This window comes from Arthrobacter sp. 01N444, from assembly GCF_056399305.1.
In genome coordinates this window covers 425,292-446,573 of sequence record NZ_JBFTRB010000002.1, presented here as the reverse complement: position 1 = coordinate 446,573, position 21,282 = coordinate 425,292, and the positions used below count along the sequence as shown (strand labels likewise).

Genomic DNA, 21,282 nt, shown 5'->3' with positions numbered 1-21,282 from the left:
CGCCTGAGCGTGCTCCGGAACGGCCACCACGGCCGGCCCCGTTGAGCAAGCAGCGCAGCCCAAAATGAATAAGGAAACTCCCCTGTGAGTGAATTGCACACGCACCAGCTTCTGACCGATGAGTCCGGCACGGAGACCATCGAGCCCGAAGAGACCATCATCTCGGACGAAAAGCCGCACGAGATTGCCGAGAAGACCTTTGCCGACTTCAATGTCCGTGCCGACATCGTGGAGTCCCTGGCCGACGCCGGCATCACCCACCCCTTCCCGATCCAGGCCATGACCCTGCCGGTCGCACTGGCAGGGCATGACATCATCGGCCAGGCCAAGACCGGTACTGGCAAGACCCTCGGCTTCGGCATCCCGGCGCTGCAGCGCGTCGTCGGCCGCGACGACGCCGGCTTCGACAAACTGGCCGTTCCCGGCGCCCCGCAGGCCCTGGTGATCGTGCCCACCCGCGAGCTGGCCGTCCAGGTAGCCAAAGACCTCGAAAACGCCGCCAAGAAGCGCAACGCCCGCATCGCCACCATCTACGGTGGCCGCGCTTACGAGCCGCAGGTCGAGGCGCTGCAGAACGGCGTCGAGGTTGTCGTCGGTACCCCCGGCCGCCTGATCGACCTCTTCAAGCAGAAGCACCTGAGCCTGAAGAACGTCAAGATCGTTATCCTCGACGAAGCCGACGAGATGCTGGACCTCGGGTTCCTGCCGGACGTCGAGACCCTGATCGCCGGCACGCCCGCGGTCCGCCAGACGCTCCTGTTCTCCGCCACCATGCCCGGCCCGGTCATCGCCATGGCCCGCCGCTACATGACCCAGCCGACACACATCCGCGCCGCGGACCCGGACGACGAGGGCCTGACCAAGCGCGATATCCGCCAGCTGATCTACCGTGCCCACAGCATGGACAAGGTGGAAGTGGTGGCCCGCATCCTGCAGGCCCGCGGACGCGGCCGGACCATCATCTTCACCAAGACCAAGCGCACCGCCGCGAAGGTGGCCGAGGAACTGGTGGACCGCGGTTTTGCTGCGGCCGCCATCCACGGTGACCTCGGGCAGGGCGCCCGCGAACAGGCGCTGCGCGCCTTCCGCAACAACAAGGTGGACGTCCTCGTTGCCACCGACGTCGCCGCCCGCGGCATCGACGTCGACGACGTCACCCACGTGATCAACTACCAGTGCGTCGAAGACGAGAAGATCTACCTGCACCGCGTGGGCCGCACCGGCCGTGCCGGCAACAAGGGCACCGCCGTGACGTTTGTCGACTGGGACGACATGCCGCGCTGGGGGCTCATCAACAAGGCCCTCGGCCTGAGCTACCCCGAGCCCGTGGAAACCTACTCGTCCTCGCCCCACCTGTTCGAGGAACTCGACATCCCCGCAGGCACCAAGGGCCGGCTGCCGCGCGACAAGCGTGTGCTGGCCGGGGTCGACGCGGAGGTCCTCGAAGACCTCGGCGAGACCGGCAAGAAGAACTCGCGCACCAGCGCAAAGGACGGCGCAAAGGACGGCAGCCGCACGAGCAGCCGTGACGGCGCCCGTGAAGGCAGCCGCACGAGCAGCCGTGACGGTGCCCGCGAGGGCAGCCGGACCGGCGGACGTGACTCGCGCCGCAGCGGCACCGAAGCCGGCGGACGCTCCGGCGACCGCCGTCGCCGTCCCGCCGAGGCCGATGCCGCCACGGCGTCCACTGCGAACGGACAGGGACCGGAAGCTGCTGCCGCCGCGCCGGCGAAGGCCCCCACCGAGGTGGACCGGGCGACCCGTGCCCGGCGCCGGACCCGCACCCGCCGCCGCAACGGCGAGGTAGTGGCCGGCGGCGACGCACAGCCGAGCGGCGCCGAGGCCTAATCCCCTCCATGACTGACACCGTCTGGGCGCCGGACGGCAGCAACCTGGTGGTTCACGCGGACAACGCGGAATACCTCCCCACGCTGCCGGACGGCGCCTTCACACTGATTTACGTGGACCCGCCCTTCAACACCGGCCGGGTCCAGCGGCGCCAGGAAACCAGGATGGTGCTCAACGCCGGCGGCGAGGGTGACCGCGTCGGGTTCAAGGGCCGGTCCTACGACACCATCAAGGGCGCGCTGCACAAGTACGACGACGCGTTCAGCGACTACTGGTCCTTCCTCGAGCCCCGGCTCGTGGAGGCCTGGCGGCTCCTGGCCGACGACGGCACCCTGTACCTGCACCTGGACTACCGCGAGGTGCACTACGCAAAGGTCATGCTGGACGCGATCTTCGGCCGCGAATGCTTCCTGAACGAGATCATCTGGGCGTACGACTACGGTGCACGGGCCAAGTACCGCTGGCCCACCAAGCACGACAACATCCTCGTCTACGTCAAGAACCCGGCGAAGTACCACTTCGACAGCGCCGAGGTGGACCGTGAGCCCTACATGGCGCCCGGACTGGTGACCCCCGCCAAGCGCGAGCTCGGCAAGCTGCCCACGGACGTGTGGTGGCACACGATCGTTTCGCCGACCGGCAAGGAGAAAACCGGCTACCCGACGCAGAAGCCGGAGGGGCTGATCCGCCGCGTGGTTGCGGCCTCGAGCCGGCCGGGCGACTGGTGCCTGGACTTCTTCGCAGGTTCCGGCACGCTCGGGTCCGTGGCCGCGAAACTCGACCGCAGGTTCGTGTGCGTGGACCAGAACCAGCCGGCCATCGACGTGATGGCCAAACGCCTGGCCGCGCAGGCGCAGTTCACGTCTTTCCCGACCCTCTGACCCGCCGCCCTCACCACGCCCCGCCGTTCCCGCCCGTTGCGCTAACACTTGTGGCGGCTATTCGGGTCCTGGGGGGCCTCATAGGGACGCTAAGTGATAGCTCAACACGGGTCCAGGGTCTCAGCGGACTGGGTCTCAGCGCACCACGGACGAGCCCGTGCCCAGTTCCTCGATCCGGGCAAAGACTTCTGCGGAGGTCAGATTCTCGCCCAGCAGGTTCGGCTTTCCCGCGCCGTGGTAATCGGAGGACCCTGTGATCAGCAGGCCATAGCGTTCGGCGATGCGGCGCAGGAACGTCCGGCCCTCCTCGGGGTTGTCCCGGTGGTAGATTTCCAGGCCGGCCAGGCCGGCGTCGATCATCTCCCGGTAGGTCCCCTCCCCCACGATCCGGCCGCGGGCGGATGCCACTGGGTGGGCGAACACCGGGACGCCCCCGGCTGCACGGACCAGTTCGACGGCGAGCGCCGGCTCCGGCGCATAGTGCTGGACCCAGTAGCGCGAGCGTGCTGTGAGGATGGAACCAAAAGCCTCGGCCCGGTCTTCCACCACACCGGCCGCGACGAGCGCGTCGGCGATGTGGGGGCGGCCCAGGGTGGCACCCGGCGCGACGTGATGAATCACGTCGTCCCATGTCAGCGGGTAGTCCTCCGACAAAAGGGTGACCATCTTCTGCGCCCTCGTGTGCCGGGCGTCCTTGGACTTGGTGATTTCCTCAAGCAGCCCGGGATGCGCGGGGTCGTGGAGGTAGCTGAGCAGGTGAACGCTGATGCCTTCCGCGGTGCGGCAGGAGATCTCCATCCCCGGGACCAGCGCGACCCCGGCTTTCCGGGCTGCGACGGCGGCCTCCGCCCACCCGGCAGTGGAATCGTGATCGGTCAGGGCGACGACGTCGAGGCCCGCGGCGGCGGCGGACTCCATGACGCCGGCCGGCGCCTGGGTGCCGTCGGAAACGTTGGAGTGCGCATGCAGGTCGATCCTCACCTCACCAGCCTAGTAGATGGCAGGATCCAAAGCCTCGGCCCCTTCGTGCCGGGGCCCTGCAGCGGCCCTGCACCGCGAGCGCGCCGTTGGCCTAAGCCGCGGCGCTGGTGAGACTATGGGACGGTGAACGATGCAGATAACACCCTAGTCTCCGCTTCCCAGCCCCTCGAAGAGCGCGTCAACAACCGCTCGCAGCGGCCCAGCTCCGACGCCTTCAAGGCCTTCATGGCCAGCAACTGGGCGCCGGCCTCGCAACAGCTCCCCGAGCGGGATGCCGTCGCGGGCCACGCCGCAGGCCGGCGCCGCTCCATCTCAGGCCAGTTCAAAGGTGAACGCCTGGTCATCCCCGCCGGCCCGCTGAAGGTCCGCTCGAACGACTGCGACTACCGCTTCCGGCCGCACTCCGCCTTCGCGCACCTCACCGGCCTCGGCCTGGACCACGAACCTGATGCGGTCCTGATCCTGGAACCGGTAGCGGAGGGCACCGGCGACGACGGCGGAAACCACCACGCCACGCTGTACTTCCGCCCGTTGGCCGGCCGCGACACCGAGCAGTTCTACGCCGATTCCCGCTCCGGGGAGTTCTGGATCGGCGCACGCCCGACCCTGGCCGAGTTCAAGGCCAAGCTGGGACTGGACACGGCCGACATCGCCGAACTTGAACTCGCCATCACCAAGAATGTCGGTGCGCCGGAGATCGGCGGAATATCCATCAGGCTGGTCCGCAAGGTTGACGAGAACATTGATGCCCTCGTCGACACTGCCCGCTACAACACGGCCAAGGACCCCGACAACCTCGACCTGAGTGTGCTCGACGCCCTGGACGAGAAACTCACAGAGGCCCTCTCGGAACTGCGCCTGCTCAAGGACGAGTGGGAAATCGAACAGATGAAGATCGCCGTCGCCGCCACCGTGGCCGGCTTCACCGAGGTGGTCAAGGCGATCCCGCGGGCGCTGACCCACCACCGCGGCGAGCGCGTCGTGGAAGGGGCGTTCTTCGCCCGGGCCCGCGAAGAAGGCAACGAGCTCGGCTACGACACCATCGCCGCCTCCGGCAACAACGCCACCGTGCTGCACTGGACCCGGAACACCGGCAAGATCAACGCCGGCGAACTGCTGCTCCTGGACGCCGGAGTCGAGGCCGACTCCCTCTACACCGCGGACATCACCCGCACCCTGCCGGCCAACGGCAAGTTCTCTGAGGTCCAGCGCAAGGTCTACGAGGCAGTGCTCGACGCCGCCGACGCCGGCTTTGCCGCTGCCCAGCCGGGCACGAAGTTCCGGGACATCCACACCGCAGCCACCACGGTGCTGGCCGAGCGGCTCGCCGAATGGGGCCTCCTGCCCGTCTCCGTCGAGGAAGCCGTGAGCACCGAGGGCCAGCAGCACCGCCGGTGGATGCCGCACGGCACCAGCCACCACCTCGGCCTCGACGTCCACGACTGCGCCCAGGCGAAGCGGGAACTCTACCTCGACGGCGTGCTCAGGCCCGGCATGGTGTTCACGATCGAACCCGGCCTGTACTTCAAGAACGAGGACATCGGCATCCCCGAGGAATACCGCGGCATCGGCGTCCGGATCGAGGACGACATTCTCATGACGGCCGACGGGCCGGTCAACCTCAGCGCCGCACTGCCGCGCAAGGCCGACGACGTCGAGTCCTGGATGGCGGGCATCTACCTGGAAGTGGACGGCCAGACGCCGTAGGTCAGCCAGGCAGTATATAGCAGCAAGAAAGGGAGCGTCCCCGCACCGGGGCGCTCCCTTCTTGCTGCTATTTGCTGCTATTTGCTGCTATTTGCTGCTGTTTCCTGCCTGAATCAGTGCTGCTGGCCGTCCTGGCCTGCCGCGGGCTTCTCGCTGTCCGTGACCCTGACCCCGTACTGCGGGCGGCCGTCCGGGAGATCCGGATAGCTCACCCCAGAAACCCGGCCGGCCGGGCGGGCCGCCGCCTCCTCAGCTGGGGCCGGTGCCGTCGGAGCGGGGCCTGCGGGGCCCTCCTGCTGGGGTGCACCGCCCTGGTACTGTCCGGCGGGGTCTGCGCCGGTCTCCGGCGTTCTCTGGCCGTACGGGTCGTTCCAGCCCGCGGGGCGCTGCGGCGCATGGCTCTGCTGTCCCGGCTGCTGCGGGCCCGGCTGCTGCGGTGCCTGATGGCGGTAGTCCTGCTGCGCGAAACCGCCGGCTGCGGCACCGGACGCGTCATGCGCCGTCATGGGCAGCTGGTGGAGCAGGCGCCGCGCTTCGCCGGCGGCCTCGAAGGAGACCACGACGTCGTAATTGGTCGCCACCACCTGGCTGGTTGAGGTGAAGTCACGCTTGCCGCGCTGCATGGCGTACGTGACGATGCCAAACAGCATGAAGAACGCTGCACCCATCAGCACTGACGTCACAATCGAGAAATAACCGGGGGTTGTGGAGAAGAACGACAGCATGACGCCGACGAACAGGCCGAACCACATGCCGCTGAGGGCGCCGGAGAGGGCGACGCGGGGGTAGGTAAGCCGGCCGGTCACCCGCTCGACCATCTTCAGGTCATTGCCCACGATCGACACCATCTGCACGGGGAACTGCTGGTCAGCCAGGTAGTCCACCGCCTTCTGGGCATCCAGGTAGGAGTTGTAGGAACCGACAACGTCGCCTCTCGGGACGGTGCGTGCCTCGTCCGAGCCGTTGGGGGCACCGGCCCTGGGAGCACCAAAAATGTTTGACATATGCCCATTCTCACCCATCGGGCTGGTGTGCGGCTGGAAATTCAGCTAAAAGAGAGCAGACTCGGTAGCCTGTAGGGGTGAGCACGAATCTTTCGCGAGTGTTTGTCGCGCGCCTCCTCGGACTGGACGTCTTCGACCCATTGGGTGACCGTCTGGGTCGGCTGCGCGACGTCGTGGTGCTCTCCCGCGGAACCAGGGGCGCCCCGCACGTGGTGGGCATCGTCGTCGAGGTCCCCGGCAAGAAGCGCGTCTTCGTGCCGATGACCCGGATTACGTCCATAGACCAGACCCAGGTCATCTGCACCGGGCTGGTCAATCTTCGCCGTTTCGAACAGCGCGGCGCGGAAACCCTCGTGGTGGCCGAAATGTTCGACCGCCGGGTGACCCTTGCGGACGGCAGCGGCGACGCAACCATCGAGGACATCGCCATGGACCGGCACCGCTCCGGCGACTGGTTCGTCAGCAAGCTCTTCGTCCGCCGCGGCCACTCCCTCTCGCCCCTGAGCCGGCTGCGCCGCAATGAAACCCTCATCATCGACTGGGCCGATGCCCGGCAAGGCGCCAAGACCGAGCCCCAGGCCGCCACCCAGTTCGTGGCCACGCACGAGGACCTCAAGCCCGCCGACTTCGCCGAAGCCCTGCAGGAAATGAGCGACAAGCGCCGCTTCGAGGTTGCGAGCGAACTCCAGGACGAACGGCTCGCGGACGTCCTGCAGGAGATGCGCGAAGGTGATCAGGTGGAAATCCTCTCCGCCCTGGACGTCAACCGCGCCGCCGACGTCCTCGAGGAGATGGATCCGGACGACGCCGCCGACCTCTTGGCCGAACTCCCCAGCGCCCAGGCTGAAGAACTCCTGCAGTTGATGGAACCCGAAGGCGCCGAAGACGTCCGCCGCCTGCTCGAATACGACGAGGACACCGCCGGCGGGCTCATGACGCCCGTGCCGGTGATCCTGCCCCCGGAAGCAACCGTCGCCGAGGCCCTCGCGCACGTACGCCGGGAGGAACTCTCCCCCGCCCTGGCGTCGTCGATCTTCGTCGCCCGGCCCCCGTTGGAGACGCCGACGGGACGATTCCTCGGCGTCGTCCATATCCAGCAGCTCCTGCGCTTTCCGCCGCCGGAGCCGCTGGGCAATCTGGTGGACAAAAGCCTGGAGCCGGTCTCCGACCAGGCCCACATCAGCGAGGTCGCCCGCGCGCTGGCAACGTACAACCTCAACTCGCTTCCAGTTGTCAACGATGACGGACGGCTTGTGGGGGCGGTGACTGTTGACGACGTGCTTGATCATCTGTTGCCGGACGACTGGCGCGCCCACGAGGACGATGCCCCGATAAGAAAGCTTGGAGGCCGCATTGGCTGATCCCACAGCACCACGGACCTCCAATGTCCGCCCTGGCGGCAGGACCACCGGCGGCCTTGACACGCCACTAAGCGGCCGGCAGCGTATCCTGCCCAACTTCCGTCCCGACCCGGACGCCTTCGGCCATGCCACAGAAGGCTTCGCCCGTTTCATGGGCACCCCCGCGTTCCTGATGTACATGACGGTGTTCTGCTTGTTCTGGCTGGGCTGGAACACGTGGGCGCCGGAGGAATGGCAGTTCGATTCACGGGCGCTGGGCTTCACGCTGCTGACCCTCATGCTGTCCCTGCAGGCCTCCTACGCCGCGCCCCTGCTGCTGCTGGCCCAGAACCGCCAGGACGACCGCGACAAGGTCTCGCTGCAGCAGGACCGCCAGCGGGCCGAGCGCAATCTCTCCGACACTGAATACCTGACCCGGGAACTTGCGTCCCTGCGCATCGCGCTGCGCGAGGTCGCCACCCGCGATTACGTCCGCGCCGAGCTCCGCAGCCTGCTGGAGGACATGCTGGAGGCCCAGGAGGAACTGCGCACCCACGATCCTTCCGCCGGCGCCCACGAGACCCCGCGGGAAAAGGTCAAGGAAAAGATGAAGGAGCGGCGCGACAAGCAGCGCAGCCCCCGGACCCAGCAAATCCCCCGGGTAAAAGCCGGCGGCAAGCGCGATGACCCGGCGAGGGACCGTGCCCAGGGCTCTTCGCAGGACCCGACAGGGAACCCTTCGGGGAAACTGCCGAACCCGTCGGCGAACCACTCCGGGGCCGCGGCCGATCCCACCCGCCAGCCCGCACACCGCACAATCCCCGAAAGCTGAGCATCGCCCGCATGAGCACCCCGCTGGAACAGGCAGTGCACGGCGCACTTGCCACCGTGATCGACCCTGAGCTCCGCCGCCCCATCACCGAGCTCGGCATGGTGGAGTCCGTTGAGATCGGCGACGGCGGCCGCGTGCGGATCGCGGTGCTGCTGACCATCGCGGGCTGCCCGCTGCGCGGAACCATCACGGCGGACACCGAGGCTGCCCTGTCCGCCGTCCCGGGCGTCACCGGCGTGGACGTGGACCTCAAAGTCATGACGCAGGTCCAGCGCGACGCCCTCAAGGAGCAGTTGCGGGGCGCCGGCGCCCAGCGCGGCATCCCGTTCAACGCGCCGGGCTCGCTGACCAAGGTGTACGCCGTCGCCAGCGGGAAGGGCGGCGTGGGCAAGTCCTCGGTCACTGTCAACCTGGCGTGCGCCCTGGCGGCCCAGGGGCTCCGTGTGGGGATCGTGGACGCGGATGTGTACGGTTTCTCCGTTCCGGCGCTGATGGGCATCACACAGGCCCCCACGCGGGTGGACGACATGATCCTGCCGCCCGTGGCCTACGGGGTCAAGGTCATCTCCATCGGCATGTTCGTCACCGGGAACCAGCCCGTGGCGTGGCGGGGCCCGATGCTGCACCGGGCGCTGGAGCAGTTCCTCACCGACGTCTACTTCGGCGACCTCGACGCCCTCTTCCTGGACCTGCCCCCCGGCACCGGCGACATCGCGATCTCCGTCGCCCAACTGCTGCCCAAGGCGCAGATCCTCGTCGTGACCACCCCGCAGGCGGCCGCCGCGGATGTTGCCGAGCGGGCGGGTGCGATCGCCACCCAGACGGGCCAGACCGTGGCCGGCGTCGTGGAAAACATGTCCTACCTTGAAATGCCCGACGGCGGCAGGATGGAACTGTTCGGCAGCGGCGGCGGCGCCGTGCTCGCCGGGCGCCTCTCGGCCACCGTGGGTGAGGACGTGCCGCTGTTGGGCCAGATTCCACTCGAAGTCCTGCTGCGTGAGGGTGGGGATTCCGGAGTGCCGCTGGTGCTGGGCCGTCCGGAGACGCCTGCGGCCGTGGCCTTGGCGGGGATCGCCGGCAGGCTGGCGTCGGTTCCCCGCGGCCTCAAGGGCATGCCGCTGGGTCTGCAGCCCCGCTGACAGCGCCCGGCCGCATCCCTGCGCAGGCACTGCGGCAGGCCCGCCGCGGGAAGTCCTAGGTCGCCTCTGAGTCGAAGGGGGCCGGTTCACCCTCGGGCAGCCGCTCGAGCACCCGCTCGGGGCGGTGCGAGGCGACAGCAGTCGCGGCAGCGGCCGTGGAGACCGTTGCGGGTGCCCCGGTGCTCATCGGCTTGGTGTCATCGTCAAGGAGCGCTTCCTTGATGATGCGGCGGGGATCGTACTGGCGCGGATCGTACTTCTTCCAGTCGACCTCATCGATGTCGATGCCGACTTCTTCCTTGATCTGTTCCCGCGCACCGGACGCCATCCGGCGCACTTCCTTGACAATATTGGCAAGTTTTTGGGTGTATTCGGGCAGCCTGCTGGGACCAATCACCAGAAGGCCGATGATCAGCAGAAGTAAGAACTCCGGTCCATTGATTCCAAGCACTTTAGGAAGGTTACCCTCTCGCTCGGGCTGGCGACGATTCCGCGAAGTCCGTATGCCGGCCATGTCCGGCCCGTCCCTGCCTCACGGTGCCAGGTGCTCCAGGATTCGGCTCAATCCACGTTCGATCCGTTCCGGAATTCCATTGTGCGAGGCCGGCACGGGAGTGCCACTGCTGACCCGGGTCAGCGCGGCAACGCCGTCGTCCGCCTGCTCGGCCGGCAGGTCCGAAATGTACGTGTATGTCGCCGCCGACGTCTGGTAGATGGCCCGGTAGGGCGGGGCGGGGTTGACCCAAAGAAAGCCATACCCGGGTTCGGGGGCGGCCGACGGCGTGCCGGCCTTGGCCGGGATAAAGCCGTCAGCCACGGCGGCGTGTCCGGTCAGCACGTTGATGGGCGAATCTTCGGCCCGTGCGGGTGCGGGGGGCGCCGCGGGCGCCCGCATCGAAGCGTGCTGCTCAAGGACCGTGGCGAAGTGCCGGCCATCCGTGAGGCGAAGTTCCAGGACCTCGTCCCCGGAGATGACGCCGGCACGGGCCCAGATGAGGTGGAATCCGAGCTCGCGCAGCTCCGGACATGTCCACCCCTGCGAGCGGAACGCAGCAAGCTCACCGGTGTTCAGCGTCCCGGCAGGGGTGAAGTCGGGCTCGCCGCCGAGGCCGAACGCAACACGGGGCCCGGTTCCCTCAGCGCCGGGGACGCCGGATCCGCTGGCGTCGAACAGCTCCGTTGCACCGAGCGGCTCACCGCTGCCGGGCAGCCCGGGGGCATCCGGGTGGGCGAGGGTGGCAGTCCCTGCGCCCTCGGCGGGGACCGCGTCGTCGCCTCCCATGACGTACGCGGTGCCGGTCATGAGGGCCAAAGCGGCGACGGCTCCGCCGACAGCAAGCACCGGCAGGCGCGGGCCGCGGCGACGGGCGCCGTGTGGACCCGCGGCGGCGGCGCGACCGGCGACCGGTCCCGCCGTCCCTGGCCGACCCGGCACGGGGTGTCCTGCCGGGAACCGGTCCGAGGGCCACGGACGATGGCCGGCCCCGGCGGCGTCCGCCGCGCCCGGCCGTTCCGCTGCATCCAATACGTCCGCTGTGTCCGCCGGGTCGGGGCGTTCCGCCATGGCCCGTTCCGGAGCTGAAGGTGCCGAAGGTGTAGGAGCCGTAGGTGCCGGAGCTGTAGCTGTAGCTGTAGCTGTAGCTGTAGCTGCAGGCACCGTAGCTTCCGGGGCTGTTTGTTCCCGCTCCGCTTCGGCTGTCCGTTCAGCCGCCGCCCGTTCCGCGGCCAGCTGACCGGTCCGTGCCAGGAGCCGTGCAGTCAGGTCCTCACTGGCCTCGGGCACGGCGGCGCCGCGGAGCTTCTCGAGGTACTGGCGTTCGCGCTGTTGCCGGGCGCGGCATTCGGCACACGATTCCACGTGGTCGTGGCGGCCGGCGGCCCATTTCCGGGTAGCCCCGGGCCCGCCCCAGAACCTGCAGCCTGGTGCTCCCAGCAGCCGTCTCAGCAGACCCATTGACCGGTTCAGAGGAGGCCGGCGATGCGCGGCATCTTGAGCCGCGGCTTGAGGGACTGCTTGGCCGGCTGCGCCGGGCGCGGGTCGCGGTGCGCGAGCTTTTCACGGAGCATTGTCCGGCCGCGGTGAATCCGGGACCGGACGGTCCCGAGTTTGATGTCCAGCGCGGCGGCGACTTCGTCGTAGGAGAGCCCTTCGAGGTCGCACAGCACGACGGCGGCGCGGAAGTCGGGCGGAAGTTCCTCGAGCGCTGCCTGGACATCGACGTCGAGGTTGTTGAATTCGAAGCTTTGCTCCGGCCCGGGCTCCCGGCCCGGCAGCCGCGACTCGGCGTCGTCGGCCAACGCATCAAAGCGGATCCGGCTCTTGCGCCGGGCCTGGTCCAGGAACAGGTTGGTGGTGATCCGGTGCAGCCAGCCATCAAGCGTGCCGGGCTTGAAGTTCTCGAGCGAACGGAAGACCCGCACGAACACCTCCTGGGTGAGGTCCTCGGCGTCGTACTTGTTTCCGGTCAGACGGTACGCAAGGCGGTAGACCTTGGCGGAGTGGTTCGTCACCACTTCCTCCCAGGTCGGCCGGACCCATTCGGCTTCCGCCGCGGTCCGGGACTGGCCGGTTGAATCTGTTGCCTCTGTTGCCGGGACAGGTGCCAGAATCGACATCGTCCACTCCCCTCGTGGATGGTACCTACGCCTGAATTGTGCCTGCTTGCACAGGTTCCTGCACCCTTCATTCGACGCCGATCACCACGCGGATGAGCGGATACCCATCATTTCAAAATAAGCTGGGAATTTCCTGATCCACCGCGGTCTTCCGCCGAAGGCAGAACGACCCCCTCCGGCCGGGGCCACGGTGCTGCCGCTTCCGCGTCCCGTCCCGCCGGACACAGTACGCTGTAGGGAACACTCCCCTGCCGCCCAGAAAGCGATATCCCATGAGCGCCGATAAGTCCACGAGCTGGTCCTATGCAGAAGATCTGCCTGCCGAGGATGAGGTCCTGTTGCACGCGCGCGAACGGTCCTTCGAGCTTGGCGTGACCCCGATCGGCCCCGGCGTGGGCGCCGTGCTGACGGTGCTGGCGGCGGCGTCCAAGGCACAGACCGCCGTGGAGATCGGCACCGGCGCAGGCGTGTCCGGCGTGTGCATCCTGCGCGGGCTGGGTCCGCAGGCTGTCCTGACCACTATCGACGTCGACGTCGAACACCTCAAGGCAGCGCGCGAAGCGTTCCAGGAGGCCGGCAGCCCCGCCAACCGCACCCGCACCATTTCGGGCCGGGCCGGGGATGTCCTGCCCCGGCTTACGGACGGCGCCTATGATCTCGTCTTCATTGACGCGGACAAACCGAACTACCCCAGTTACGTCGAACAGGCCGTGCGGCTGCTCAAATCCGGCGGGCTGCTGATCGTCAACGATGCCCTCGACAAGGACCGGGTCGCGAACCCGGCCGCCCGGGAGGCCACCACCGTGGTGTTGCGCCAGATCGGCAAGTCCATCCGCGACGACGACCGTCTCGCTTCCGCCATGCTGCCCACCGGAGACGGCCTGCTGATCGCGGTGAAGAAGTAGCAGTCAGGATTCACTAGCCCGGGTGCAGGGGCGGGCGCTGACAGCAAAGGGCGGGGTCCGCAGCCTGGTGGCCGGGACCCCGCCCTGTTGCAAAGCTCTTGGCGTGACGCTATTCGGTGACGCCGACGAGGCATTCCTTGAGGTTCGTCGCCTCAGCGGCATTGAGTTCGACTACAAGCCGCCCCCCGCCTTCGAGCGGAACACGCATGATCAGGCTTCGTCCCTCTTTCGTCACTTCCATAGGGCCGTCGCCGGTGCGTGGTTTCATTGCCGCCATAAGGAATATCCCCTCCATTAGTCCCTGACATACCAGCCCGGCCGGGCTGCGTCCGCTTGGCCAATCAAGCCGTCCGGCAGCGCTCCAGGAGGCTGCCGTGACCGGCAAACTCACAAATAAACCGCTTACAAACTGTGTGCTTCTTGTCCTTGCTTATCCTCTATTATCGCGTAACAATGCGCCCGTAGCTAATCGTTGGACTTTCCAGCGCGTCCCGCCAGGCCGGGCCGGCACCGCGAAATGGTGCTGTGCGTCACGGCGGGTAGTCCCCTCCGCCCGGCAGTTGCGCCCACGCCCACAGCCACACAATCCAGACGATCTGCAGCAGCACGAACATGACCACCACGGTGCCGCGGTAGGCGCGGGAACGCGAGAGAAGGGCGGCGCTGAGGGCGAGCGGGAACAGCGGCAGCAGCATCCTGAACGTGCTGGTCTGGGGGTGCAGGAAGACCAGCAGGTAGCCCATATAGCAGCAGCACCAGAGCCTCAGCTCGGTGCCCAGGGCGACGACCGGCCGGGACATCATCAGCAGCGTGAACGCGGCAACGAACACGAAGGGAGCCAGGACGCCGAGGGTCGGCCCGAACAGCATGATGCCGGCGTCGAACCATGGCTTGAACGGCACCAGGTCATCGCCGCGCCATGCGGTTTCGGTCTTGGTGTACGCGCCCGGATCGCCGGTCGCGGTCCAGGCGATGGCCGGCCACAGCAGGGCACCGATGCCGCTGACGGCGGTGAGCCCGCCCAGTGACCACAGCTCGGCTTTGCCGGGGAGGGCGAGGCCGTCCCGGCGCTGCACTGTGACGCCCTGTGTCGCGGGGCTCTGGTTCGCGGGGTGTTGTGCCGTGGCTTGTTGTGCCGTGGGGTGCTGCACAGTGCGGGTCTGCGCAGTACGGGTTTGCGCAGTGAGGCGCTGCCAGAGACGGTAGAGCAGCAACAGGCCCATCATCGCGGCAAACGGAACCCCGGTAGGCCGGGAAAGGCACATCAGGACCACAACGGGCATGGCCCACAGGTACCGGCGCTCCATGACAAGCAGCAGCGCGGCGCCGAGGAGCAGCAGGTTGAGGGATTCGGCGTAGGGCACCTGCAGCACCGGCGCCACCGGGAAAGCCGCCAGGAACACCGTCCCCCAGAGCGCCGTGCGGTGCGTGGCCCGGTGCCGGAAAATTCTGTACGCCACGAGGGCTGCACCCACACCGGAGACCAGGGCGATGGCCGTCAGGGACCACGCCGGGCCCGTGCCTGTCAGCCCGGACACCACCCGGCCCAGCACGGGAAACAGGGGGTAGAAGGCCCACGTGTTCTCCTGGACGGTGCCGGCGTCGTCGGTCGGCAGAAGCGCCGGATACCCCGCCTGCAGCGCTTGGGCGTACCAGCGGGCATCCCAGATGTTGATGAAGTTCCAATAGTCGGGCTTGGCGGGAAACCACGGATTCACGCCCTGGTGCAGGGCGGCGGCCATGAAGATGCAGGTGCTGACCAGCCTCGCGGCGATGTAAAGTCCGGCCACCTGCGCCCACCAGGGCCACCGCGCCATCCTGGCGCCCGCGGCGGCGATGCGGCTCCACAGGGCCGCGTTCAACCCCTGGGGCTTCCAGGCCTCAGGCGCCGCGACGGTCTTCGGGTCTTCCACGCGGCTCACGGACGCTGTTCGGTCGGCGGACGGAGGCGCTCCAGTTCCTCCCCGAGTGCCTCGATCTCCTGGTCCTTGGCGGTGATCTGCTCCCGCAGGTCATCCAGAACCTGATCCACCTGGTCCATCCGGTAGCCGCGGAGTCCGACGGCGAAGCGCAGACGGTCAATGTCCGCCGCGGCCGCGCGCTCAGGCAACAGGACGGGCGGCAGGGCTGCGACCGGCTCGTCGAAACCGTCGTCAAAGGAACCGCCCGCACCGCCGTCCCGGCGGCGACGGAAGATTTTCGGTGCCAGGCCGGTGCCCAGGAGGATGGCGACGCCGATCAGCACAATGGCCAGGAAAACCAGGAAGAGACTCACTAGACCATCGTGCCAGAAGCCGGACGCCGGAGCGCTCAGGCGGACGGATCAGCCCCGCGTTCCCTTGATGTTTGCCGTGCCGGTCCCGTTGGTGGAGCCGCCGTTCGGGTTCCGGTGGCGGGCGGCGCCTTCCACGACCAGCTCGACGGCCCGCGCGGGGTCGTCCACCACCTGCACGAGGTCCAGGTCCTCGGCCGAGACCATTCCCTCCGCGACGAGCGTGTCCCGGACCCACTCGAGCATGGGGCTCCAGAAAGCGGTTCCCACCAGGACGATCGGGAAGGAAGTGACCTTGCGGGTTTGGACCAGGACCATGGCTTCGAAGAGCTCATCCAGGGTGCCGAGGCCGCCGGGGAGCACGATGAAGCCCTGGGCGTACTTGACGAACATGGTCTTGCGGGCGAAGAAGTACCGGAAGTTGATGCCCAGGTCCACCCACTGGTTCATGCCCTGTTCGAAGGGCAGTTCGATTCCGAGCCCCACGGAGACGCCGTTACCCTGCACGGCGCCCATGTTGGCGGCCTCCATCGAGCCGGGGCCGCCGCCCGTGATCACGGCCAGGCCGGCCTCGGCCAGCCGGCGTCCGACCTCGACGCCGAGCTCGTAGTTCGGGCTCCCCGGCACAGTGCGGGCGGAACCGAAGACGCTGACTGCCGGACCGAGATCGGCCAGCGCGCCGAATCCTTCCACGAACTCGCTCTGGATCCGCAGCACGCGCCAGGGGTCGGTGTGGACGAACTGTCCCGGCCCTTTGGTGTCCAGCAAGGTCTGGTCGGACATCGTGACCTTGGCGGCCTTGCGGCGCAGCTCAAGCGGACCCTTGTGGCGGATCCCGTTGGGCGCCGGTGTGCTCCGGGCCTCCCTTGCCGGCTTTCCGCCGGGATTCTGTTCCGGGTTCTGTTCGGGGTTTTGCTTGGGGCCGTGCTGCGGATCGGTACTCATGCCCATAGGCTAGCGCGGAACTCGGCCGCCGCCGCGTCGGCGCGTCGGCGCCGCACGGCCGCAGCCGCCTGCCGAGGCCGTATGCCGAGGTCCACGGCGAATGCCCGACGCAGTCCAGCAAGGGGCCTGACGTGCAGGTATCTCTTGAATCACGATCTGCACCAAAATGAGTGATTGCCGTCATATCTGGTCAATCTTCGCTAGATTCGTACTATGACTACTCAAGTGCCCGGCGATGCCCTCGTCTCCCTGAAGGCCGTGAACAAGCATTACGGTCAGCTGCACGTCTTGAAGGACATCAACCTGAACGTCCGCAAGGGTGAAGTTGTTGTTGTCATCGGCCCCTCGGGTTCCGGCAAGTCGACGCTCTGCCGCGCCATCAACCGCCTCGAGACCATCGACGACGGCGACATCAAGATCGATGGCAAGGAACTGCCCGAGGAGGGCAAGGAGCTGGCCAAGCTGCGCGCCGACGTCGGCATGGTCTTCCAGTCGTTCAATCTGTTCGCCCACAAGACCATTCTGGAAAACGTCACTCTCGGCCCCATCAAGGTCAAGGGCGTTGCCAAGTCCGAAGCCGACAAGGACGCCATGGCCCTCCTGGAGCGGGTCGGCGTCGGGCATCAGGCCCCCAAACTTCCGGCCCAGCTCTCCGGCGGCCAACAGCAGCGCGTTGCCATCGCCCGTGCCCTGGCCATGAAGCCCAAGGTGATGCTCTTCGATGAGCCCACCTCTGCCCTCGACCCGGAAATGATCAACGAGGTCCTGGACGTCATGGTCCAGCTCGCCAAGGAAGGCATGACCATGATCGTGGTCACCCACGAGATGGGCTTCGCCCGCAAGGCGGCCGACCGCGTCGTGTTCATGGCCGACGGCCAGATCGTTGAGGACGCGACCCCCGAGGAATTCTTCAACAACCCCAAGAGCAGCCGGGCCAAGGATTTCCTGTCCAAGCTGCTGACACACTGACCGACTACGTTTTCGCACCCTGGCTGCCGGACGGCGGCCGCCCAATGAAAGGAATGTCATGATGGCATTTTTGACCCGAAGGAAATCCCTTCTGGTTGCCGCTTCCGCAGCACTGGCACTCAGCCTGAGCGCCTGTGGCGGCAGCTCCTCCACGACCACCAACCCGCCCGTAGCCGAGAAGCCGAGCTTTCCCGCCGATTCCACCATGGCCAAGCTTTCCTCCGCGGGCAAGATCACCATCGGCACCAAGTTCGACCAGCCGCTCTTCGGCCAGAAGGGCCTCGACGGCAAGCCCGTCGGCTTCGACGTCGAAATCGGCAAGCTGATGGCTGCCAAGCTGGGCATTCCCGCCGACAAGATCGAGTGGGTCGAAACTGTCTCCGCCAACCGCGAGCAGTTCCTCAAGCAGGGCAAGGTGGACATGATCGTCGCCACCTACACCATCAATGACAAGCGCAAGGCCGAAGTCGACTTCGCCGGACCGTACTACGAGGCCGGACAGGCGCTCATGGTGAACAAGGACAACAACTCCATCACCAAGCCCGAAGACGTCAAGGGCAAGAACGTCTGCTCCGTGACCGGCTCCACGCCAGCCTCGACGATCGTGGAGAAGTACGGAGCCGTCCTGGTTCCGGCCGCGACCTACTCAGCCTGCCTGGAACCGCTGCGGAACCACCAGGTTGAAGCCGTCACCACCGACAACGTCATCCTGGCCGGTTTCGTGTCCAAGGAACCGGACGCCTTCAAGCTGGCATCGGATCAGACCTTCACCAAGGAGCCCTACGGCATCGGCCTGAAGAAGGACGACACCGCCTTCCGCACGTGGGTCAATGACCAGCTTGAGGCCTCCGACAAGGACGGGTCCTACAAGAAGGCCTGGGAAGACACTGCCGGCACCGTCATCAAGACCACGCCAGCGCTTCCCACGATCGACCGCTACTAGCCGCCACTCCCGTCTTTCGCCTGGAATCCCCTCAACGCAGCTGAAGGAACTTATGGACGTCATTATTGAAAACCTCCCCCAGTATTGGGACGGTTTTCTCCGAACCCTTTTCCTGTCCCTGGTCTCGGGGATTATCGCCTTGGTCTTCGGCACCATCCTGGCTGCCGCCCGTGTCTCGCCCGTCGCCGCGCTGCGTGGCTTCAGCATGACGTACGTCGAGATCGTCCGGAACACCCCGCTGACCATCGCGTTCTTCTTCGCCGCAGTGGTTCTGCCCCGCCTCGGCGTTACGTTCCAGCAGTTCGAGGTCGCCGCCATCATCGCCCTGAGCGCCTACACCTCGGCCTTCATTGCCGAGGCCGTGCGCTCCGGCGTCAACAGCGTCCCGGTGGGCCAGGCGGAGGCCGCCCGCAGCATCGGCATGCAGTTCACCCAGGTGCTCTCGCTGATCATCCTGCCGCAGGCCCTGCGCACCGTGATCCCGCCGTTGATCAACATTCTGATTGCCCTGGTCAAGAACTCTTCTGTGGCCGGCGCGTTCTATGTGCTGGAACTCTTCGGCCAGGGCAAGCAACTGGCCAATGCCAACGGCGACGCCGTCATGTGGGTCCTGGTCGGCATCGCATTCTTCTACCTGCTGATAACCATCCCGCTTGGCTTCCTCGCCAGCGTCGTTGAACGAAAGGTGGCGATCGCACGATGAGCTCTGTTCTCTATGACGTCCCCGGCCCCAAAGCCCGACGGGTCTCGCTGATCGGCTCCATCATCGGCGTGATCGTGATCGGCGGCCTCCTCGTCCTGGCAGTCGTGACCCTCGCCCAGCAGGGAATCTTCGACCCCAAACGCTGGGCGGTCTTCCAGCTTCCCGACGTCTGGGCCCTGATCGCCGCCGGCATCGGCGCCACGCTGGCCGCCGCGGCCGTGTCGGCCGTGATTGCCTTCCCGCTGGGCCTGCTCCTGTGCCTGATGCGCATCTCGGACAACGCCTGGATCAGGGTGCCCACCCGGATCGTGCTGGAATTCCTGCGCGGCATGCCCGTCGTGCTCATGATGCTGTTCGTGCTGCTCGTCTTTGCCACCAGCTCGTTCATCGCCGTCGTGGCCGGCCTTGTCCTTTACAACTCGGCGATTTTCGCCGAGATCATCCGCGCCGGCGTCCAGTCGCTGCCCAAGGGCCAGCGTGAGGCTGGCCTGGCGATCGGCCTTACGAGCTTCCAGTGCCGGCTGACCATCGAGCTGCCGCAGGCCATCCGGCGCATGCTGCCGTCCCTGGTCGCGCAGCTCGTGGTGCTGCTGAAGGACACGTCGCTCGGCTACATCGTCGCCTACGGCGAGCTGCTCCGGGCCGTGCAGGTCATGGCGGACTTCCTGGGTCCGCAGTACCTGTTCCCGGTGTTCTTCGTGGCCGCGGCCATCTACATCGCGATCGACCTGGCAGTCTCCCGCCTGGCCATCTGGCTCGAACGCCGCGGTTCCAAGCGCGCCGCCGGCGGCGTGGCGCACGTGCCGGTCGCCGGTATTCCGGCCGCCAAGTAAGCCGTCCCACCCACAAAGGGCCCGGAACCTCACGGAGGTTCCGGACCCTTTGTGCGTTGCGCCTTGTTTCCTGCCTTGTTTCCTGGTCGTGGTGTCCTGGGCGTTGGTTCCTGGGCTTTGCTAGGCGCTCAGCCAGGTCCGCAGCGCCCGCAGGCATTCGCGGATGGCGTCCGCCTCGACGTGTTCGTTGTCCTTGTGCGCCAGCAGAGCATCGCCGGGCCCAAAGTTCACCGCGGGGATGCCCAGTTCACTGAAGCGTGCGACGTCGGTCCAGCCGTACTTGGGCTTCGGCTCCGCGCCGACGGCGGCAACGAATGACGCCGCCGCGGGGTGGTGCAGGCCCGGCCGCGCGCCGGCCGCGCTGTCGGTGCGCACGACGTCGAATCCGTCCAGCAGTTCGCGCACGACGGCCTCGGCTCCGTCCGGGGTCTTGTCCGGCGCGAAGCGGTAGTTGATTTCCACGACGCACTTGTCCGGAATGACGTTCCCGGCCGTGCCGCCGTGGATCTTCACGGCGTTGAGGCTTTCGCGGTAGTCCAGGCCGTCAACCGTCACGGTCTGCGGCTCATACGCCGCCAGCCGGGCCAGGATCGGGGCCGCGGCGTGGATGGCATTGCTGCCCATCCAGGCCCGGGCCGAGTGGGCAGCCTCGCCGTTCGTGGTCACTTCGAAGCGGCTGGTCCCGTTGCAGCCGCCCTCCACCGTCCCGTCCGTCGGCTCGAGCAGGATCGCGAAGTCCCCGCCGAGCAGGGAGCCGTGATTGCGCACCAGACGGCCCAGGCCGCTCTTCACGGCCTCGACCTCCTCGTGGTCGTAGAAGACGAACGTGACGTCCTTGCCTGGTTCCGCCCCGCCGTCGAACATGGTGGCCGCCAGCGCCAGCTGCACGGCGACGCCGCCCTTCATGTCAGTGGCGCCGCGGCCGTAGAGGATCCCCTCTCCAGGGGCCCCGGAGGGCCAGTACGCCGGCACGGTCCCCAGCGAGCCCTCTGTGGTGGGCAACGGCACGGTGTCCAGGTGGCCGGCCAGGATGACGCGCTCGGCCCGGCCCAGGTTGGTGCGGGCGATGATCGAATCGCCGTCGCGGACCAGCTCCAGCTGCGGCAGCTGGCGGAGGGCATGTTCCACGGCGTCGGCCAGGACCCCCTCGTTGCCGGAGACGCTGTTGATGTCGATCAGGGCGGCCGTGAGCAGGGCGACGTCCTGGCGGAGGTCCAGATGGACCGGTGTGCGGACAGGGACGCTGGCGGTGGCACTGGCAGGGGTGCGCGGGTTCGTGGGGGTCACCGTTCCACCTTATCTGGTTGCCTCCCCGTCCCACCTGAGTCGCTGCAGGGGCCGTTTCCATGCGTCAAGAGGCCCCT

General features: G+C 67.3%; 21 protein-coding genes. 11 read left to right on the top strand and 10 right to left on the bottom strand.

What is annotated here, in order from left to right; translation table 11 throughout:
• Positions 1 to 84: 84 nt before the first annotated feature.
• Both AC1DKN_RS04370 and AC1DKN_RS04365 read left to right on the top strand, forming a co-directional pair.
• Positions 85 to 1,848: a DEAD/DEAH box helicase gene (locus AC1DKN_RS04370; RefSeq protein ID WP_476855773.1), complete on the top strand. Its 1,764-nt coding sequence runs from the start codon at positions 85 to 87 to the stop codon at positions 1,846 to 1,848.
• Positions 1,849 to 1,856: 8 nt separating this feature from the next.
• Positions 1,857 to 2,729, top strand: coding sequence for a DNA-methyltransferase (locus AC1DKN_RS04365; RefSeq protein WP_223913905.1), 873 nt, complete (start codon positions 1,857 to 1,859; stop codon positions 2,727 to 2,729).
• 135 nt (positions 2,730 to 2,864) lie between these two features.
• On the opposite strand, the gene AC1DKN_RS04360 is transcribed toward AC1DKN_RS04365, so the two are convergent.
• Positions 2,865 to 3,710 (bottom strand): PHP domain-containing protein, encoded by an 846-nt coding sequence (locus AC1DKN_RS04360; protein ID WP_230008367.1) that lies wholly within the window; start codon positions 3,708 to 3,710, stop codon positions 2,865 to 2,867.
• A gap of 123 nt (positions 3,711 to 3,833) precedes the next feature.
• Between AC1DKN_RS04360 and AC1DKN_RS04355 the strand changes: the two genes are divergently transcribed.
• Positions 3,834 to 5,417, top strand: a complete 1,584-nt coding sequence (locus AC1DKN_RS04355) for an aminopeptidase P family protein (protein WP_476870529.1) — start codon at positions 3,834 to 3,836, stop codon at positions 5,415 to 5,417.
• A 113-nt stretch (positions 5,418 to 5,530) separates the two neighbouring features.
• On the opposite strand, the gene AC1DKN_RS04350 is transcribed toward AC1DKN_RS04355, so the two are convergent.
• On the bottom strand, positions 5,531 to 6,421 hold the full coding sequence (locus AC1DKN_RS04350) for a YflT domain-containing protein (RefSeq protein WP_476870528.1): 891 nt from the start codon (positions 6,419 to 6,421) through the stop codon (positions 5,531 to 5,533).
• Between the two features lie 77 nt (positions 6,422 to 6,498).
• On the opposite strand from AC1DKN_RS04350, the gene AC1DKN_RS04345 reads away from it, so the two are divergent.
• Genes AC1DKN_RS04345 through AC1DKN_RS04335 form a run of 3 tightly spaced genes read left to right on the top strand, consistent with a single transcriptional unit; the run spans position 6,499 to position 9,732 of the window.
• Entirely contained in the window at positions 6,499 to 7,782 is a 1,284-nt protein-coding gene (locus AC1DKN_RS04345; protein ID WP_028275668.1) for a magnesium transporter MgtE N-terminal domain-containing protein, read from the top strand.
• Positions 7,763 to 8,593, top strand: coding sequence for a DUF1003 domain-containing protein (locus AC1DKN_RS04340; RefSeq protein WP_476850356.1), 831 nt, complete (start codon positions 7,763 to 7,765; stop codon positions 8,591 to 8,593). The genes AC1DKN_RS04345 and AC1DKN_RS04340 overlap by 20 nt, the downstream gene beginning before the upstream one ends.
• A gap of 11 nt (positions 8,594 to 8,604) precedes the next feature.
• Positions 8,605 to 9,732, top strand: a complete 1,128-nt coding sequence (locus AC1DKN_RS04335; protein WP_476850355.1) for an Mrp/NBP35 family ATP-binding protein — start codon at positions 8,605 to 8,607, stop codon at positions 9,730 to 9,732.
• A gap of 55 nt (positions 9,733 to 9,787) precedes the next feature.
• Here AC1DKN_RS04335 and AC1DKN_RS04330 read toward each other — a convergent pair whose 3' ends face one another.
• The 3 genes from AC1DKN_RS04330 to sigE form a co-directional block, all read right to left on the bottom strand.
• A complete protein-coding gene (locus tag AC1DKN_RS04330) occupies positions 9,788 to 10,183 on the bottom strand; it encodes a twin-arginine translocase TatA/TatE family subunit (protein WP_476870527.1) in 396 nt (131 codons plus the stop codon).
• 81 nt (positions 10,184 to 10,264) lie between these two features.
• Positions 10,265 to 11,686, bottom strand: a complete 1,422-nt coding sequence (locus AC1DKN_RS04325) for a hypothetical protein (protein WP_476870526.1) — start codon at positions 11,684 to 11,686, stop codon at positions 10,265 to 10,267.
• An 8-nt stretch (positions 11,687 to 11,694) separates the two neighbouring features.
• Positions 11,695 to 12,348, bottom strand: a complete 654-nt coding sequence (gene sigE, locus AC1DKN_RS04320) for an RNA polymerase sigma factor SigE (protein WP_079550334.1) — start codon at positions 12,346 to 12,348, stop codon at positions 11,695 to 11,697.
• A gap of 272 nt (positions 12,349 to 12,620) precedes the next feature.
• Between sigE and AC1DKN_RS04315 the strand changes: the two genes are divergently transcribed.
• Positions 12,621 to 13,253, top strand: a complete 633-nt coding sequence (locus AC1DKN_RS04315) for an O-methyltransferase (protein ID WP_018773821.1) — start codon at positions 12,621 to 12,623, stop codon at positions 13,251 to 13,253.
• Positions 13,254 to 13,362: 109 nt separating this feature from the next.
• Here the strand turns inward: AC1DKN_RS04315 and AC1DKN_RS04310 are convergent, their stop codons facing one another.
• The 4 genes from AC1DKN_RS04310 to AC1DKN_RS04295 all read right to left on the bottom strand — a co-directional run bounded on the left by AC1DKN_RS04310 (position 13,363) and on the right by AC1DKN_RS04295 (position 16,470).
• Positions 13,363 to 13,530: a DUF3117 domain-containing protein gene (locus tag AC1DKN_RS04310; RefSeq protein ID WP_079550332.1), complete on the bottom strand. Its 168-nt coding sequence runs from the start codon at positions 13,528 to 13,530 to the stop codon at positions 13,363 to 13,365.
• Positions 13,531 to 13,783: 253 nt separating this feature from the next.
• Positions 13,784 to 15,175 (bottom strand): hypothetical protein, encoded by a 1,392-nt coding sequence (locus AC1DKN_RS04305; RefSeq protein WP_476870525.1) that lies wholly within the window; start codon positions 15,173 to 15,175, stop codon positions 13,784 to 13,786.
• On the bottom strand, positions 15,172 to 15,528 hold the full coding sequence (locus AC1DKN_RS04300) for a DivIVA domain-containing protein (protein WP_476870524.1): 357 nt from the start codon (positions 15,526 to 15,528) through the stop codon (positions 15,172 to 15,174). Before AC1DKN_RS04300 ends, AC1DKN_RS04305 begins: the two co-directional genes overlap by 4 nt.
• A gap of 48 nt (positions 15,529 to 15,576) precedes the next feature.
• Positions 15,577 to 16,470, bottom strand: a complete 894-nt coding sequence (locus AC1DKN_RS04295; RefSeq protein ID WP_476870523.1) for an LOG family protein — start codon at positions 16,468 to 16,470, stop codon at positions 15,577 to 15,579.
• A 213-nt stretch (positions 16,471 to 16,683) separates the two neighbouring features.
• Here AC1DKN_RS04295 and AC1DKN_RS04290 point away from each other — a divergent pair, with 213 nt between their 5' ends.
• The 4 genes from AC1DKN_RS04290 to AC1DKN_RS04275 are packed head-to-tail and all read left to right on the top strand — an operon-like array spanning position 16,684 to position 19,918.
• Positions 16,684 to 17,439 carry an amino acid ABC transporter ATP-binding protein gene (locus AC1DKN_RS04290; RefSeq protein WP_028275678.1) on the top strand — a complete coding sequence of 252 codons (756 nt, stop codon included), beginning with the start codon at positions 16,684 to 16,686 and terminating at the stop codon, positions 17,437 to 17,439.
• 58 nt (positions 17,440 to 17,497) lie between these two features.
• Positions 17,498 to 18,382: a glutamate ABC transporter substrate-binding protein gene (locus tag AC1DKN_RS04285; RefSeq protein WP_243180934.1), complete on the top strand. Its 885-nt coding sequence runs from the start codon at positions 17,498 to 17,500 to the stop codon at positions 18,380 to 18,382.
• A 52-nt stretch (positions 18,383 to 18,434) separates the two neighbouring features.
• Positions 18,435 to 19,085, top strand: a complete 651-nt coding sequence (locus tag AC1DKN_RS04280; RefSeq protein ID WP_223913898.1) for an amino acid ABC transporter permease — start codon at positions 18,435 to 18,437, stop codon at positions 19,083 to 19,085.
• Positions 19,082 to 19,918: an amino acid ABC transporter permease gene (locus tag AC1DKN_RS04275; protein WP_476870522.1), complete on the top strand. Its 837-nt coding sequence runs from the start codon at positions 19,082 to 19,084 to the stop codon at positions 19,916 to 19,918. The genes AC1DKN_RS04280 and AC1DKN_RS04275 overlap by 4 nt, the downstream gene beginning before the upstream one ends.
• 120 nt (positions 19,919 to 20,038) lie before the next feature.
• On the opposite strand, the gene dapE is transcribed toward AC1DKN_RS04275, so the two are convergent.
• Positions 20,039 to 21,136: a succinyl-diaminopimelate desuccinylase gene (gene dapE, locus AC1DKN_RS04270; protein ID WP_476859007.1), complete on the bottom strand. Its 1,098-nt coding sequence runs from the start codon at positions 21,134 to 21,136 to the stop codon at positions 20,039 to 20,041.
• Positions 21,137 to 21,282 lie beyond the last annotated feature (146 nt).

Excerpts from the sequence above, each read along its gene's own strand:
- AC1DKN_RS04365 (WP_223913905.1), top strand. The coding sequence starts at position 1,857 with ATGACTGACACCGTCTGGGCGCCGGACGGCAGCAACCTGGTGGTTCAC.
- AC1DKN_RS04350 (WP_476870528.1), bottom strand. The coding sequence starts at position 6,421 with ATGTCAAACATTTTTGGTGCTCCCAGGGCCGGTGCCCCCAACGGCTCG.
- AC1DKN_RS04335 (WP_476850355.1), top strand. The coding sequence starts at position 8,605 with ATGAGCACCCCGCTGGAACAGGCAGTGCACGGCGCACTTGCCACCGTG.
- AC1DKN_RS04325 (WP_476870526.1), bottom strand. The coding sequence starts at position 11,686 with ATGGGTCTGCTGAGACGGCTGCTGGGAGCACCAGGCTGCAGGTTCTGG.
- sigE (WP_079550334.1), bottom strand. The coding sequence starts at position 12,348 with ATGTCGATTCTGGCACCTGTCCCGGCAACAGAGGCAACAGATTCAACC.
- AC1DKN_RS04315 (WP_018773821.1), top strand. The coding sequence starts at position 12,621 with ATGAGCGCCGATAAGTCCACGAGCTGGTCCTATGCAGAAGATCTGCCT.
- AC1DKN_RS04310 (WP_079550332.1), bottom strand. The coding sequence starts at position 13,530 with ATGGCGGCAATGAAACCACGCACCGGCGACGGCCCTATGGAAGTGACG.
- AC1DKN_RS04295 (WP_476870523.1), bottom strand. The coding sequence starts at position 16,470 with ATGAGTACCGATCCGCAGCACGGCCCCAAGCAAAACCCCGAACAGAAC.
- AC1DKN_RS04290 (WP_028275678.1), top strand. The coding sequence starts at position 16,684 with ATGACTACTCAAGTGCCCGGCGATGCCCTCGTCTCCCTGAAGGCCGTG.
- AC1DKN_RS04285 (WP_243180934.1), top strand. The coding sequence starts at position 17,498 with ATGATGGCATTTTTGACCCGAAGGAAATCCCTTCTGGTTGCCGCTTCC.
- AC1DKN_RS04280 (WP_223913898.1), top strand. The coding sequence starts at position 18,435 with ATGGACGTCATTATTGAAAACCTCCCCCAGTATTGGGACGGTTTTCTC.
- AC1DKN_RS04275 (WP_476870522.1), top strand. The coding sequence starts at position 19,082 with ATGAGCTCTGTTCTCTATGACGTCCCCGGCCCCAAAGCCCGACGGGTC.